Source organism: Streptomyces cinerochromogenes (assembly GCF_014648635.1).
GTDB classification, from domain to species: Bacteria; Actinomycetota; Actinomycetes; order Streptomycetales; family Streptomycetaceae; genus Streptomyces; species Streptomyces cinerochromogenes.
The window spans coordinates 112754-126946 of sequence record NZ_BMRM01000009.1; the positions used below are offsets into that span (position 1 = coordinate 112754).

14 protein-coding genes are annotated in these 14193 nt (G+C 73.8%); 8 read left to right on the forward strand and 6 right to left on the reverse strand.

Annotated features, from left to right (window positions below):
• Positions 1-41 precede the first annotated feature (41 nt).
• Positions 42-926, forward strand: coding sequence for a chaplin family protein (locus tag IEZ20_RS40610; RefSeq protein ID WP_189300125.1), 885 nt, complete (start codon positions 42-44; stop codon positions 924-926).
• A gap of 69 nt (positions 927-995) precedes the next feature.
• On the opposite strand, the gene IEZ20_RS18880 is transcribed toward IEZ20_RS40610, so the two are convergent.
• Complete coding sequence (locus tag IEZ20_RS18880) at positions 996-1184, reverse strand: DUF5703 family protein (protein WP_030053310.1); 189 nt, start codon at positions 1182-1184, stop codon at positions 996-998.
• Between the two features lie 47 nt (positions 1185-1231).
• Between IEZ20_RS18880 and IEZ20_RS18885 the strand changes: the two genes are divergently transcribed.
• Positions 1232-1972: a hypothetical protein gene (locus IEZ20_RS18885; RefSeq protein ID WP_189300127.1), complete on the forward strand. Its 741-nt coding sequence runs from the start codon at positions 1232-1234 to the stop codon at positions 1970-1972.
• Positions 1973-2056: 84 nt separating this feature from the next.
• On the opposite strand, the gene IEZ20_RS18890 is transcribed toward IEZ20_RS18885, so the two are convergent.
• Complete coding sequence (locus IEZ20_RS18890; RefSeq protein ID WP_373303944.1) at positions 2057-4375, reverse strand: helix-hairpin-helix domain-containing protein; 2319 nt, start codon at positions 4373-4375, stop codon at positions 2057-2059.
• 125 nt (positions 4376-4500) lie between these two features.
• The gene (locus IEZ20_RS18895; protein WP_189300131.1) at positions 4501-5484 is read right to left on the reverse strand and encodes an aldo/keto reductase; all 984 of its coding nucleotides are present in this window, start codon (positions 5482-5484) and stop codon (positions 4501-4503) included.
• A gap of 169 nt (positions 5485-5653) precedes the next feature.
• Here IEZ20_RS18895 and IEZ20_RS18900 point away from each other — a divergent pair, with 169 nt between their 5' ends.
• Entirely contained in the window at positions 5654-6709 is a 1056-nt protein-coding gene (locus tag IEZ20_RS18900; RefSeq protein WP_189300134.1) for an LLM class F420-dependent oxidoreductase, read from the forward strand.
• Positions 6710-6918: 209 nt separating this feature from the next.
• A complete protein-coding gene (locus tag IEZ20_RS18905) occupies positions 6919-7707 on the forward strand; it encodes a ferritin-like domain-containing protein (RefSeq protein ID WP_189300136.1) in 789 nt (262 codons plus the stop codon).
• 22 nt (positions 7708-7729) lie between these two features.
• Here the strand turns inward: IEZ20_RS18905 and corA are convergent, their stop codons facing one another.
• On the reverse strand, positions 7730-8725 hold the full coding sequence (gene corA, locus IEZ20_RS18910; protein WP_189300557.1) for a magnesium/cobalt transporter CorA: 996 nt from the start codon (positions 8723-8725) through the stop codon (positions 7730-7732).
• Between the two features lie 62 nt (positions 8726-8787).
• On the opposite strand from corA, the gene IEZ20_RS18915 reads away from it, so the two are divergent.
• The 4 genes from IEZ20_RS18915 (at position 8788) to mshC (ending at position 12289) form a co-directional block, all read left to right on the forward strand.
• The gene (locus IEZ20_RS18915; protein ID WP_189300138.1) at positions 8788-9474 is read left to right on the forward strand and encodes a histidine phosphatase family protein; all 687 of its coding nucleotides are present in this window, start codon (positions 8788-8790) and stop codon (positions 9472-9474) included.
• 98 nt (positions 9475-9572) lie between these two features.
• Positions 9573-10163 carry a DUF3090 domain-containing protein gene (locus IEZ20_RS18920; protein WP_189300140.1) on the forward strand — a complete coding sequence of 197 codons (591 nt, stop codon included), beginning with the start codon at positions 9573-9575 and terminating at the stop codon, positions 10161-10163.
• Positions 10127-10966, forward strand: coding sequence for an SCO1664 family protein (locus tag IEZ20_RS18925; RefSeq protein ID WP_189300142.1), 840 nt, complete (start codon positions 10127-10129; stop codon positions 10964-10966). Before IEZ20_RS18920 ends, IEZ20_RS18925 begins: the two co-directional genes overlap by 37 nt.
• 93 nt (positions 10967-11059) lie before the next feature.
• Complete coding sequence (gene mshC, locus IEZ20_RS18930) at positions 11060-12289, forward strand: cysteine--1-D-myo-inosityl 2-amino-2-deoxy-alpha-D-glucopyranoside ligase (RefSeq protein WP_189300144.1); 1230 nt, start codon at positions 11060-11062, stop codon at positions 12287-12289.
• Positions 12290-12386: 97 nt separating this feature from the next.
• Here mshC and IEZ20_RS18935 read toward each other — a convergent pair whose 3' ends face one another.
• Positions 12387-13307, reverse strand: coding sequence for a PAC2 family protein (locus tag IEZ20_RS18935; protein ID WP_189300146.1), 921 nt, complete (start codon positions 13305-13307; stop codon positions 12387-12389).
• 162 nt (positions 13308-13469) lie between these two features.
• Positions 13470-14141 (reverse strand): FadR/GntR family transcriptional regulator, encoded by a 672-nt coding sequence (locus IEZ20_RS18940; protein WP_189300148.1) that lies wholly within the window; start codon positions 14139-14141, stop codon positions 13470-13472.
• Between the last annotated feature and the right edge of the window lie 52 nt (positions 14142-14193).

Below are 14193 nucleotides of genomic sequence, written 5' to 3' on the forward strand. Positions count from 1 at the left end.
CTTTCACGAGCGAAGAGATGGAAGGCAGGGGGGAATTCAGCATGCGACAGGGCACGCGCAAGGGCCTGATGACCATGGCGGCGGCGACCGGTGTGATCGCCGCCGCGAGCGGCTACGCCCACGCCGACGCGGGCGCTGCGGGCAGCGCCGGGGGTTCGCCCGGCGTACTGTCCGGCAACACGGTGCAGGCGCCGGTGCACGCACCGGTGAACATCTGCGGCAACACCGTGAACGTGGTCGGGCTGCTCAACCCGTCGGTGGGCACCACATGCGCCAACCACGGCGGCACTTCGGGAGCCTCCACGGGGGGCGGGCACAGCGGCTCCGGCGGCGCCCACGCGGGCGGCCACACCGGCGGCTCGCCGGGCGTCGGCTCCGGCAACACCGTCCAGGCGCCGATCGACGTCCCGGTGAACGTGTGCGGCAACAGCGTCGACGTCGTCGGCGCGGGCAACGCCACGACGGGGAACGGCTGCGCCAATGAGGGCGACGAGGGCGGGTACGGCAACCCGCCCGGAAATCCGGGACATCCGGGACACCCCGGGCAGCCGGGTCAGCCGGGCGAGCCCGGGCACCCGGGTCAGCCGGGCGAGCCCGGGCACCCGGGTCAGCCGGGCCACCCCGGTCAGCCGGGCACCCCTGGCACTCCGGGCCACCCCGGCAAGCCGGGCCACCCCGGTCACCCGGGCGACTCCGGCAAGCCCGGCCACCCCGGCACCGGCACCCAGCCCGGCACGGGCGGCGGCTCCGCCGGCCACGCCACGTCCCACGTCACGGCGCAGGCGGGCCGCTCCGCCCAGCCCCTGGCCAACGCGCAGCTCGCCCACACGGGCAGTGAGCTGCCGCTCGGCCTCGCGCTGCCGGCCGGCGCGGGCGCGCTGCTCGCGGGCGCGGTGATCTACCGCAAGGCCCGGGCCGCGGCCTGACCGGAAAACGGAGCGGGCCCTGCCATGCCGGCGGGGCCCGCTCCGTCACGTCCGGTCACAGGACCGGACTCACCACGTGGCACGCACCTGGCGGATGATCCGCCGGCGCAACCGCACCTTGCGGCTGCCGTCGCGCAAGAGGCTCAGTCGGTCCAACTCCCAGTGTCCGTACTCGGCATGGTCCGTCAGCAGACGTGTGGCGTCCTTGCGGGAGACCCCGCGAGGTACGTACACGTCGACAAATTCGTATTCCGGCATCGCATCTATTGTGCGGGCTGGTGCCCGGTACGGATAGCGTCTGCACTATGTCTGATGCTGCGCAGCCCACCGCTGCCGAGGTACGCGCCGCCGCCGAGGCCGTCAAGACCGCGCTCGACCGTCATCTGGCCGCGGTCGAACGCAGGTCGGGGGAGGACGACCCGGCCGTCTCCGAGGCGTTCAACCAGCTGGCCGCTGCGGCCGAGGCGTACGACGAGCTGCTCTACGACCGCTACGACGAGGTCACCCCCTTCGAGATCCCCGGTGCGGAGGACGCACTGCCGCCGTACGCGGGACCGGAGGAACCCCACGCGATCAGTGTGCTGATCCGCCGCGACTACACCGTCACCGAACCCCAGCGGCTGCTGGCGCAGGCCCAGCGCGTCGAGGCGGCGGAGTACGACGACGGCCCGGACGAGGACGCCGCCGCCGGGACCGTCCCCGGGGCGCTGGGCGTCCTCTTCGGCGAGTTCGAACCGGACGAGATCGCCTCCCGGCACAAGGAGTTCGGCCTGGAGGAGGGCGACTCCACGCTCTGGGTCACCGCGGCGGAGGAACCGCCCGAGGCCGGGGAGTGGCTGGAGGCACCGTTCGAGCACGTCGATCCGCAGCAGGTGGTGTGCCGGTTCGACGTCAGTGCGGTCTTCGACGACGACGTCTCCGACGGTGAGGACGGGGACGACGACCTCGAGTTCGTCGAGGACGAGGACGAGGACGGCGAGGACGGGGAAGCGGAGCCCGAAGAGGACGGGGACGGCGAGCTGGAGCCGCTCGACGCCGAGAAGTGAGGGTGCCGGCGGTGCCGTAGGGGCCCTGGGGCCGGTACGGCACCGCCGACGCCGACGCCGACGCGGAGGCGGGCGCGGGAAGGGTCAGGCGCCCTGCGTGCGCAGAAGCGTCTGCAGGCGGGTCGTGCGGGGCTTGGCCGGGATCTCCGCGACCGCCTTCGGCAGGGCCTGTTCCACGCCGTGCACCACGGACAGGTGCCGCTCCGCCCGGCCGAACGCCGTGTACACCCAGGGGCGGCTGAGCGCCTGCACCGCGTCGCCGGGCAGGACCACGACCGCCGCGGGCCAGCGGGCGCCCACCGCCTGGTGCGCGGTCAGTGCCCAGCCGTGCCGGACGCTGGCCTCCACCCGTTCCCGGGGCACGACGACGGGGGCGCCGGCGCACGACAGGTGCAGCCCGTCGGCGTCGGCCTTCACCACCACACCCGGGACCGTGCGCCCCGGCGCGGGGGAGTAGGCGATCCGGTCGCCGGGGTCGAAGCCGCCGAACCGGCCGGGGCCGGGGTTGAGGCGCTCCTTCAGGGCGGAGTTGAGGGCGCGGGTGCCCGCGGCTCCGCCGTGGCCCGGGGTGATCACCACGGTCTGGTCGGCCGGGACGCCGAGCGCCCGCGGCACCGAGTCCGCGACCAGCTGCACCGTGCGGTGCACGGCCTCGGCCGCGTCCCGCACCGGCACGATGACGACCTCCTTGCCGGGTGCCTCGACCTGGTTCAGCTCGCCGACGCCGATGCCGGAGACCAACTCGCCGAGCGGACCGGGGTCCGGGACGCGGGAGGCGGCCTGCGGGCAGACCCGGGCCGCGAGCAGGTCGGCGAAGACCCGGCCCGGACCGGCCGACCACAGCACCCCGGGGTCGCCGCTGAGCACCAGCCGGGCCCCGTCGGGCAGCGACTCCACCAGCATCGCGGCGCCCTCCACGTCCAGCTGGGGCGCGTCCAGCACGATCAGCAGGTCGAGTTCCAGGGCGCCGTCCGCGTCCCGGCCCGGGCCCTCCGCGCCGGACAGCAGCCCGGTGACCGTGCCCACGCCCTGCTCCGCCGGCTCCCCGCCCAGCCGCTCGGCCAGGCGCCGGCACCCGTCCGGCGTGTGGCAGGCGACGAAGGCCCGCAGGCCCGCCGCGCGGGCGGCACCGAGCAGCGCGGCCGGTTCGGCGCGGGCCGCCTCCCCGCCGGTGTGCAGCACCAGACCGTGTCCGGCGACCGCGCGCGCCAGCTCGGCCGCACCGCCGGACAGCCCGGCGGCGAGCGTCTCCCAGGCCTGTCCGGCCTCCTTGGCCAGGGAGTTGACCAGGCGGGCCAGACCGTCGGCGAGGCTCTCCTCGGCCAGCGCGTACCGCTCCAGACCGACGAGGACCCGGACCGGCCGCTCCTGCTCCTCCTCGTCCGCGTCCGGTGCCGCGGGGGCGCCGGGCTCCTCCAGGGCGTCCTGGAAGACCAGCGCCTCGCCCTCGGCGAGTGCGCCCTGCACGGCCGCGTCCGGGTCCGGCACGCCCTGCCGGCCCAGCGCCGCGGTGAGGGCGGGCAGGTCCAGGGCGGTGTGCCCGGCCACGGCCGCCTGCTCCAGCAGCCAGACGGTCATCGCGCGGCCCCGCCGCTCGTCGTCCGGGCCACAGGCCGCGCCGAGCAGCGCCCGGGCGAAGCCGTCGGCCTGTTCCGGCCGTACGCCGCCGACCCGGAGCAGCTGCCAGGGGTCCTCCCGCAGCGCGCTGTCGGCGCCCTCACCGAGGGCCGCGGCGACCTGGGAGGCCAGGGCCTCGGGCGCGCCGCCCTCGGCCAGCACACGGCGTACGGCGTCGAGGGTCTGCGGTGCGGGGCCGCTGGGCACGGCGGGCGCGGGGGTGGGCCGGGGCTTGCGCACCGGTTCCGGGGCGGGGCGGCGCGGGGGCGGCGCGGGCTCCGCGAACACCGTGGCCACCGGCTTCTCACCGCTCTCCACGGCCCGGACGGCCGCGAGCAGGTCGGCGGCCGTGCCGCTCAGCTTGCCGCCGCTGTCGATCGGGCCCCTCTTCTCGGCCTTGCGCCGCTCGATCCGCTCCCGCTCGAGCCGCTGCGCGGCCAGCTCGGCCTCCGCCTCGGACAACTCCCCGGACCCGGCCCCGGCGTCGGAGCCACCACCCCCGGCCCCATCAGCGCCCCCCTCGACGCCCGCCACGTCTTCGGCGGCGTCCGGAGCGCCGGGGTTCTCCGTGCTTCCGGAAGCCTCCGCACCGTCCGGGCCCTCCGCCCCCTCGGCCGTGCCCGGACCGCCGTCGGCCCGTGAGCCCCCAGCGGCCCCCGCACCCTCGGCGGCTCCCTCGCCCTCAGGGATCTCGGTGCCTCCGGCGCTCCCCGTGGCCTCGGTATTCTCGGCGCCTCCGGCGCCCCCACTGCCCTCGACGGTCTCCGCGCCCTCGGCAGTCTCCATGCCCTCGACGGTCTCCGCGCCCTCGGCCGCGGCGCCCCCCTCGGACCCCCCGCTCGGGGTCCCGTGGGGCTCACGGGTGTCCGGTGTCCCCGGCCCGGCTTTCTCCGTGGTCTCCGGCTCCGTGCTCACAGCGTGCTCCAGTCGTGATCGGGATAGCGGTGCACGGGCGCCGACACATCGTCCAGCGCCCTGCAGATCTCGTCAGGAAGACTAAGGGCCTCCACTGACAACGCCGCCGTGAGCTGCTGCGCGTTGCGCGCGCCGACGATCGGCGCGGCCACTCCGGGCCGGTCCCGGACCCAGGCGAGGGCCACCTGGAGCGGGGTCACGGCGAGCCCGTCGGCGGCCGTCGTCACCGCGTCCACGATCCGGGTCGCCGTGTCGTCCAGGTACGGCTCCACGAACGGCGCCAGGTGCTCGGAGGCGCCGCGCGAGTCCGGGGGAGTGGTGTGCCGGTACTTTCCGGTCAGCACCCCCCGGCCGAGCGGGGAGGAGGGCAGCAGGCCCACGCCGAGGTCGAGCGCGGCCGGCAGCACCTCCCGCTCCACGCCCCGCTGCAGCAGCGAGTACTCCATCTGCGTGCTGGCCAGCCGGGTGCGGACGCCCGGCGCGGCGAGCTGCCAGGTGGCCGCCTTGGCCAGCTGCCAGCCGCAGAAGTTGGAGACGCCCGCGTACCGGGCCCGGCCGCTGCTCACCGCGAGGTCGAGGGCGTGGAGCGTCTCCTCCAGCGGGGTGCCGGGGTCGTAGGCGTGGATGTGCCACACGTCGACGTAGTCCGTGCCCAGGCGGGCCAGGGAGGCGTCGAGCGCGGCGAGCAGATGGCCGCGGGAGCCGTCGAAGCGGCGGTCCGGGTCGGGGATGCTGCCCGCCTTGGTGGAGACGACCAGGTCGCGGCGCGGCACCAGGCCGTCCATGAGCCGTCCGAGCAGATACTCCGCCTCCCCGTGGCCGTACACGTCCGCGGTGTCGACCAGGGTGCCGCCGGCTTCCCAGAACGCCTTCAGCATGTCCGCGGCGTCGTGCTCGTCGGTGTCCCGCCCCCAGGTGAGGGTGCCGAGTCCGATCCGGGACACGCGCAGGCCGGTCCGGCCGAGATGCCTCTGCTCCATGCCCGCGAGATTACTGGCCAGAACCGGTGCGGTGGGTGGCCTGTGGACAACCGGACCGGCCGGTGCGGGGGCGGGGTGACGCGGCCGTGCGGGGTGGGTGCCCCCGCGCCCGCCCTCGCGCTAAGGTCTGCCCCACAAGCACGTTACTCACGGGTAAGGGGATGCGGCCATGCAGCTCGGGATCAACCTCGGCTACTGGGGTGCCGGAATGGACGGCGACAACCTGGCCGTGGCGCAGGAGGCCGACCGGCTGGGCTACGCGGTGTGCTGGGCCGCCGAGGCCTACGGCTCCGACGCGGCCACGGTGCTCAGCTGGGTCGCCGCCCAGACCGAGCGCATCGACGTCGGCTCGGCCATCTTCCAGATCCCGGCCCGGCAGCCCGCGATGACCGCGATGACCGCGGCCACGCTCGACTCGCTCTCCGGAGGTCGCTTCCGGCTCGGCCTCGGCGTCTCCGGCCCGCAGGTCTCCGAGGGCTGGTACGGCGTCACGTTCGACAAGCCGCTGGCCCGCACCCGCGAGTACGTGGAGATCGTCCGCCGGGCGATGACCCGGGAGCGGCTGACGTACGAGGGCGAGCACTGGACGCTGCCGCTGCCCGGCGGCCCGGGCAAGCCGATCAAGCTGACCGTGCACCCGCAGCGCGAGCACATCCCGCTCTACATCGCCGCGATCGGCCCGAAGAACCTGGAGCAGACCGGCGAGATCGCCGACGGCGCCCTGCTCATCTTCCCCTCCGCCGAGCACCTGGAGGAGACCACCATGAAGTACCTGCGCGCGGGCCGGGAGAAGGCGGGTCTGACGCTCGACGGCTTCGACGTGTGCCCGACCCTGCCGCTCGCCCTCGGCGACGACAAGGACGTCTCCCGGCTCGCCGACACCTTCCGCCCGTACACCGCGCTGTACGTCGGCGGCATGGGCAGCGCCAAGCAGAACTTCTACAACCAGCTGGCGCAGCGCATGGGCTACGAGAAGGAGGCCGCCGAGATCCAGCAGAAGTACCTGTCCGGGGACAAGCAGGGAGCCGCCGCCGCGATCCCGCAGGACCTCATCGACCGGACCACCCTGCTGGGCTCCGTCGACCGGATCGCCGACCGGATGAAGGCCTACGCCGCCGCCGGCGTCACCACCCTCAGCCTGGCCCCGGCCGGCTTCACGCTGGAGGAGCGGCTCGCCTCCCTGCGCGCCGGCAGCGAGGCACTGGAGCGCGCCGGGCTCGCGTGAGGGGGAGTTCCCGCGGCCGTGGTGGGGGCTCGGGGGTCTTCCCCGCCACGGCCGTCACCGGGAACAACGCGCCCGGAGCCGCCCGGTTACGACCCCCGCCGTCCTTCCTTCGGCCGAGTGGCTCCACACCCCTGTTGCAGCTCCGGTCTGTCCGCATTTGACTCGTTCTTTGCGGAAACCCGCGGAACTGCTGCGGAGAGGTGGCGCCCATGCTGTCGGCCAAGAGCCTGTTCCAGGAGATCCTCACCCACGACGAGTCCTTCCGGCTCTTCTGCTCCATCGCCGCCGGCGGAGAGGCCCAGGGCGGCTGGGAGAACGGACGGATCGCCGCCCTGGTCCCGCCGAGCCAGCGCGCCCTGGCCCCGAAGATCGCCCGCCACGGCGCCGACGAGGACAAGCACGGCCGCATCTTCACCGCCCTGCTGAGAAAACGCGGGCTCACCCCCGTACCCGTACCGCCCGAGACCGACTACACCATGCTGCTGGAGCGCGACGGCATCGGTCTCGCCCACGACAGGCTCCGCCGCGACGAGCCGCTCACCGAGCGGGACATCGTCGTCTACCTCGCGCACAGCCGGGTCACCGAACAGCGCGCCTCCGAGCAGATGGAACTGCTGCTCAGGCACTTCGCCGACCACCCCGACATCGGCAGGGCCGTCCGCGTGATCTCCCACGACGAGGACAACCACCTCGCCTACACCCACGAGGAACTGCTGCGCCTCGCCGCCGCCGGGCACGGCCGGCTGATCCAGCGCACCCTGCGCGCGTGCGCGCTCGCCGAGATCCGCGTCCACCGGGATGTCAGCCTCGCCGTCACGGCCCGCATGGGCCGCATCCTCGGCTGGTCCAGGACCCGGTCGGCGCTGCTCGCGGCCGGCATCCACGCCGTCTACGTCTACGAACGCCTCGCCGGCTGGCACCGCATGACCGGCCTGCGCATGCCCGAGCACCGCGACGCCCTCGGCGGACCGGCGGCCCCGGCCCCCGAGCTCGCGTAGGGCCGGGCGCGCACCAGGCACCTCACAGCCAGCCGCGCCGCTTGAACAGCCGGTACAGCAGCACCTCCAGCACCGCCATCAGCACGATCACCGCCGGATACGACACCACCCAGTGCAGCTCCGGCATGTGGTCGAAGTTCATGCCGTAGATCCCCGCGATCATCGTGGGCACCGCCGCCATCGCCGCCCACGCCGAGATCTTCCGCATGTCGTCGTTCTGCCGCACGCTCATCTGCGCCAGGTGGGCCGACAGGATGTCCGACACGAGCCGGTCCAGGCCCTCCACGGACTCGTTCACGCGCGTGAGGTGGTCGCCCACGTCCCGGAAGAACGGCCGCGCCTCGTCGTGCACGAACGGCACCGCGCCACCGAGCGGGCCGTTGCCGGCCAGCCGGGACATCGGCACCGTCAACGGCCCGGTGGCCCGGCGGAACTCCAGGACCTGCCGCTTGAACGTGTAGATACGGGACGCGGTGTTGCGGGAGGTGCCGGTCTCCGGCTGGAACACCTGCGCCTCCAGCTCGTCCAGGTCGGTCTGCAGCTCCGTCGCCACCTCCAGGTAGTGGTCCACGGTGGCGTCGGCGATCGCGTACAGCACGGCCGTGGGCCCCTTGTCGAGCATCTCCGGCTCCTCCTCCAGCCGGCGCCGCACGGCCGCCAGCGGCGAACCCTCCCCGTGCCGGACGGTCACCACGAAGGAGTCACCGACGAAGACCATCACCTCGCCGGCCGAGACGGTGTCGCTGTCGGGTTCGTACACGACCGGCTTCAGCACCATGAACAGAGAGTCGTCGTACACCTCCAGCTTCGGCCGCTGATGGGCCTTGAGGGCGTCCTCCACGGCCAGCGGATGCAGGCCGAACTCGTCGGTGACCAGGTCGAATTCCCGCTCCGACGGCTCGTACAGCCCGATCCACACGAATCCTCCCGCCGCCCGTGCCTCGGCAAGCGCGTCCGACAGGTCCTCCGGCCCCTCGGTGCGGTGCCCGTGCCGGTAGACGGCGCAGTCCATGATCACGCTGCGCATTCTCCCTTCGCCCGACCGCCGGCGCACCACATGATGCGCCTACCCTGGTCCGCATGCCCACGCTGATCCTCGTCAGGCACGGACGGTCCACCGCCAACACCTCGGGCGTGCTCGCCGGGCGGACGCCCGGCGTCGCCCTGGACGAGCAAGGCGCCCGGCAGGCCGCCGCCCTGCCCGCACGGCTCGCCGCCCTGCCGATCTCCGAGGTCGTCACCAGCCCCCTCCAGCGCTGCCAGGAGACCGTACGGCCGCTGCTCCAGGCCCGCCCCGGCCTGCGCTCCCACACCGACGAGCGGATCGGGGAGTGCGACTACGGCGACTGGTCCGGCCGCAAGCTCGCCGAGCTGAGGGACGAGCCGCTGATGGAGGTCGTCCAGGCCCACCCGTCCGCCGCCGCCTTCCCCGGCGGGGAGTCCATGCGGGCCATGCAGACCCGCGCCGCCGAGGCCGTACGCGAGTGGAACGCGCGCGTGGAGCAGGAGCACGGCGCCGACGCCGTCTACCTCATGTGCTCCCACGGCGACATCATCAAGGCGCTCGTCGCCGACGCCCTCGGCCTCCACCTCGACCTCTTCCAGCGGATCTCCGTGGAGCCCTGCTCCGTCACCGTCATCCGCTACACCCGCCTGCGGCCGTTCCTCGTACGCCTCGGCGACACCGGGGACTTCGCTTCGCTCGCCCCGCGCGAGGAACCCGGTGACGGCGACGCACCGGTCGGGGGTGGTGCGGGCGCACCGTGATCGTCGGCCGCAGTAGGGTGAAGCGACCCGCACCGTCGCACATCCGCACGGCCGGCACCGCCGAACCGCTCGAAACCACGAATCAATGGAGACAGGACGTGTCCCGTCAGGTGTTCCTCTACGACCAGCCGGACCGCTTCGTGGCCGGCACGGTCGGACTGCCCGGGCGCCGTACGTTCTTCCTCCAGGCCACCGCAGGCCCCCGGGTGACCAGTGTGGTCCTGGAGAAGACCCAGGTCGCCGCGCTCGCCGAGCGCATGGACGAACTGCTGGACGAGGTCGTACGCCGTAGTGGCGGCAGCGCCGCCGTCCCCGCCGTGGCCCCGTCGGAGATCGCCGACACCGCGCCGCTGGAGACCCCCATCGAGGAGGAGTTCCGCGTCGGCACCATGGCCCTGGCCTGGGACGGCGAGGAACAGCGCATGATCGTCGAGGCGCAGGCCCTGGTGGAGCTGGACGCCGACACCGAGGAGGACCTCGCGGAGGCCGAGGAGCGGCTGCTCCAGGACGAGGAGAACGGACCCCCGATGCTGCGGGTCCGGCTGACCGGCGCGCAGGCCCGGGCCTTCGCCAAGCGCGCCCTCGACATCGTCAACGCCGGGCGGCCACCGTGCCCGCTGTGCAGCCTCCCGCTCGATCCGGAAGGACACGTATGTCCGCGCCAGAACGGATACCGCCGCGGGGCGTGACCGCCGTCCCCGCGGCGGCCGGCCCGCACCCCGCCGAGCTGCTCGCGCGGGGTGAGCTGACCGTGCGCGGCCGGATCCGCGAGGCGTCCAACGCGGCCCTGTTCTGCACGGTCGCCCTGGACGGCCGGGAAGCCTCCTGCATCTACAAGCCCGTGGCCGGCGAGCGCCCCCTGTGGGACTTCCCCGACGGCACCCTCGCCGGCCGCGAGGTGGCCGCCTACGAGGTCTCCGAGGCCACCGGCTGGGGGCTCGTGCCGCCCACCGTGCTGCGCGACGGACCGTACGGCGAGGGCATGTGCCAGCTGTGGGTCGACGTCCACGCCGAGGCCGAGCTGCTCGCCCTGGTCGACGGGGAGGAACCGGAGCCCGGCTGGAAGGCCATCGGGTTCGCCGAGGTCGGCGAGGGCCGCACCGCGCTCCTCGTGCACGCCGACGACGAGCGGCTGCGCCGCCTCGCCGTCCTGGACGCCGTGATCAACAACGCCGACCGCAAGGGCGGCCACCTGCTGCCCACCGCCGACGGCCGGCTCTACGGCATCGACCACGGCGTCACGTTCAACATCGAGAACAAACTGCGCACGCTGCTGTGGGGCTGGGCCGGGGAACCCCTCACCCCGGACGCGGTCGAGGTCCTCAAGGAGCTGCGGGACGGCCTGCACGGCACGCTGGGCGAGCGGCTGGCCGCGCTGATCACGGCGGCCGAGATCGACGCCACGCGCGCGCGTGTCGACGCGCTGCTCACCTCCGGCCTGCATCCGGAGCCGAGCGGGGAGTGGCCCGCCATCCCCTGGCCGCCCGTGTAAGCACATCCGGCGCCGAGGTACAAGAACGCGAAACCGGCCATCCGGCCCGATCCCGTTCGTATCCGCAGCTCGGCGCCGGTTAGGCTCATGTACATGCATGCCTGGCCCGCTTCCGAGGTCCCCGCCCTGCCTGGTCAGGGCCGCGACCTGAGGATCCACGACACCGCGACCGGCGGCCTGGTCACCCTCGACCCCGGTCCCGTCGCCCGCATCTACGTCTGCGGCATCACGCCGTACGACGCGACCCACATGGGTCACGCGGCGACCTACAACGCGTTCGACCTCGTCCAGCGCGTGTGGCTCGACACCAAGCGGCAGGTCCACTACGTCCAGAACGTCACCGACGTCGACGATCCCCTGCTGCAGCGGGCGGACCGGGACGGCGTCGACTGGGTCGCCCTCGCCGAGAAGGAGACGGCCCTCTTCCGCGAGGACATGACCGCCCTGCGGATGCTCCCGCCGCGGCACTACATCGGCGCCGTGGAGGCGATACCCGGCATCGTCCCGCTCGTGGAGCGGCTGCGTGAACTCGGCGCGGCCTACGAGCTGGAGGGCGACATCTACTTCTCCGTGGAGTCCGACCCGAACTTCGGCAAGGTCTCCCGGCTGGACGCCGCCGCGATGCGGCTGCTGTCCGCCGAGCGGGGCGGCGACCCGGACCGCCCGGGCAAGAAGAACCCGCTCGACCCGATGCTGTGGATGGCGGCCCGGCCCGGCGAGCCCAGCTGGGACGGCGGCACCCTCGGCCGGGGCCGGCCCGGCTGGCACATCGAGTGCGTGGCCATCGCCCTCGACCACTTCGGCATGGGCTTCGACGTCCAGGGCGGCGGCTCCGACCTCGCCTTCCCGCACCACGAGATGGGCGCCTCGCACGCCCAGGTGCTCACCGGCGAGTTCCCCATGGCCAAGGCGTACGTGCACGCCGGCATGGTCGCCCTGCACGGCGAGAAGATGTCCAAGTCCAAGGGCAACCTCGTCTTCGTCTCCGCGCTGCGCCGTGACGGCGTCGACCCCGCCGCCATCCGCCTGGCCCTGCTGGCCCACCACTACCGCGCCGACTGGGAGTGGACCGACCAGGTCCTCCAGGACGCCGAAGCCCGCCTGGCCCGCTGGCGCGCGGCGGTCTCCCGTCCCGACGGCCCGTCGGCGGACGCCCTGGTCGAGGAGGTCCGCGAGGCCCTGTCCGACGACCTCGACGCCCCCGCCGCGCTCGCGGCGGTGGACCGCTGGGCGGCCCGCCAGGAACAGGAGGGCGGCACGGACACCGGTGCCCCCGGCGTGGTGACACGAGCGGTGGACGCGCTCCTGGGAGTGGCCCTGTAAAGCACCCCGGATCGCGCCGGCACCACGGACAAGGGGCGGTTCCCCCATGCGGGAACCGCCCCTTCTCCGTACCCCCAGGCCCCGGGCCTGCGCGGCCTCAGTCCTCCGGGCCGTCCTCGTCGTCCTCCCGGGAACCGCCGCCACCGGCCGGAGGCCTCTGCTTCCCGCCCGGAGGGCCCACGTCCCGGCGCCGCAGATACCGCTCGAACTCCCGCGCGATCGCCTCACCGGACGCCTCCGGAAGCTCCGCGGTGTCCCGGGCCTCCTCCAGCGTCTGGACGTACTCGGCGACCTCGCTGTCCTCCGCGGCCAGCTGGTCCACGCCCACCTGCCAGGCCCGCGCGTCCTCGGGCAGCTCACCCTGCGGGATCCGCAGGTCCAGCAGGTCCTCCAGCCGGTTGAGCAGCGCCAGCGTCGCCTTCGGGTTGGGCGGCTGGGAGACGTAGTGCGGTACGGCCGCCCACAGGGACACCGCCGGGACGCCCGCGTGCGTGCACGCCTCCTGCAGGACGCCGACGATGCCCGTCGGCCCCTCGTACTTGGTCTCCTCCAGGTCCATCCGGCGGGCCAGGTCCGGGTCGGACGTGACCCCGCTGACCGGCACCGGACGCGTGTGCGGGGTGTCTCCGAGCAGGGCGCCCAGGACGACCACCAGCTCCACGCCCAGCTCGTGGGCGAAGCCGAGCAGCTCGTTGCAGAATGAACGCCAGCGCATGGACGGCTCGATACCGCGGACCAGCACCAGATCACGGGGCTTGTCCCCGCCGACGCGGACCACGGACAACCGTGTCGTCGGCCACGTGATCTTGCGCACACCGCCGTCCATGAACACCGTGGGACGGTTCACCTGGAAGTCGTAGTAGTCCTCGGCGTCCAGCGCCGCGAACACCTCGCCCTTCCACTCGCGTTCCAGATGCGCGACCGCCGTGGAGGCGGCGTCGCCGGCATCGTTCCAGCCCTCGAACGCGGCCACCATGACTGGGTCGATCAGCTCGGGAACCCCCTCCAGCTCGATCACCCAGTGCCTCCTTCCGACGTGCCCTCGCTTGACTCACCAACCTTACGGCGTCCGGCGGGGGCGCCCGCAGCCCCCTTGCACGGGGGAGTGAACGGATCACTGCCCCGTTCCCGGCCCCCGAACACCCCGGTCAGCGGCGAGGCCCCGCGCCCCCGGCCGGGCTCACAGCGTGCTGCGCAGCCACTGCTCCACGCTCGCGATGTGCACCGTCGCCCAGGAACGCGCCGCCTCCGCGTCCCGGTCGCGCAGCGCGCCGAGGATCGCCCGGTGCTCGCGCAGGGTGCGGCCGACCGCGTCCTCCTGGGTGAGGCCCCGCCAGATCCGCGCCCGCGTGGTGGGCCCGGACAGCCCGTCCAGCAGCGAGCACAGCACCGAGTTCCCGGAGCTGTGCACGATGCTCCGGTGGAACTCCAGGTCGGCGGCGACCAGTTGCTCCACCGAGGGCTGCGCGCCCAGCGCGTCCACCTGCGCGGCGAGCGCGTCCAGCCGGTCCTCGCCGATCCGGGAGGCCGCCAGCGCGGTCGCGGCCGGCTCCAGGATCCGGCGCACCGCGAGGAACTCCAGCACCGTGTCGTCGCGGTGGAAGTCCACGACGAAGCTCATGGCCTCCAGCAGCAACTGCGGGTCGAGGCTGGTGACATACGTGCCGTCACCCTGCCGGACGTCGAGGATCCGGATCAGCGACAGCGCCCGTACGGCCTCCCGCAGGGAGTTGCGGGACAGGCCCAGCTCGGCGGCGAGTTCGCTCTCCCTGGGCAGCCGGTCGCCCGGCCGCAGCGCACCGGAGACGATCATGCCCTTGATCTTCTCGATCGCCTCGTCGGTGACTGCCACGGCCGGTCTCCTGTCGCCCAGACGTCGGATGTCTCAGCACATTATGCGGGGG

What these genes read in the sequence shown, in the direction of transcription:
- IEZ20_RS18885 (WP_189300127.1), top strand. Translation starts at nt 1,232, where the DNA reads ATGTCTGATGCTGCGCAGCCCACCGCTGCCGAGGTACGCGCCGCCGCC.
- mshC (WP_189300144.1), top strand. Translation starts at nt 11,060, where the DNA reads ATGCATGCCTGGCCCGCTTCCGAGGTCCCCGCCCTGCCTGGTCAGGGC.
- IEZ20_RS18905 (WP_189300136.1), top strand. Translation starts at nt 6,919, where the DNA reads ATGCTGTCGGCCAAGAGCCTGTTCCAGGAGATCCTCACCCACGACGAG.
- IEZ20_RS18915 (WP_189300138.1), top strand. Translation starts at nt 8,788, where the DNA reads ATGCCCACGCTGATCCTCGTCAGGCACGGACGGTCCACCGCCAACACC.
- IEZ20_RS18925 (WP_189300142.1), top strand. Translation starts at nt 10,127, where the DNA reads ATGTCCGCGCCAGAACGGATACCGCCGCGGGGCGTGACCGCCGTCCCC.
- IEZ20_RS40610 (WP_189300125.1), top strand. Translation starts at nt 42, where the DNA reads ATGCGACAGGGCACGCGCAAGGGCCTGATGACCATGGCGGCGGCGACC.
- IEZ20_RS18880 (WP_030053310.1), bottom strand. Translation starts at nt 1,184, where the DNA reads ATGCCGGAATACGAATTTGTCGACGTGTACGTACCTCGCGGGGTCTCC.
- IEZ20_RS18895 (WP_189300131.1), bottom strand. Translation starts at nt 5,484, where the DNA reads ATGGAGCAGAGGCATCTCGGCCGGACCGGCCTGCGCGTGTCCCGGATC.
- IEZ20_RS18890 (WP_373303944.1), bottom strand. Translation starts at nt 4,375, where the DNA reads ATGGAGACTGCCGAGGGCGCGGAGACCGTCGAGGGCAGTGGGGGCGCC.
- IEZ20_RS18900 (WP_189300134.1), top strand. Translation starts at nt 5,654, where the DNA reads ATGCAGCTCGGGATCAACCTCGGCTACTGGGGTGCCGGAATGGACGGC.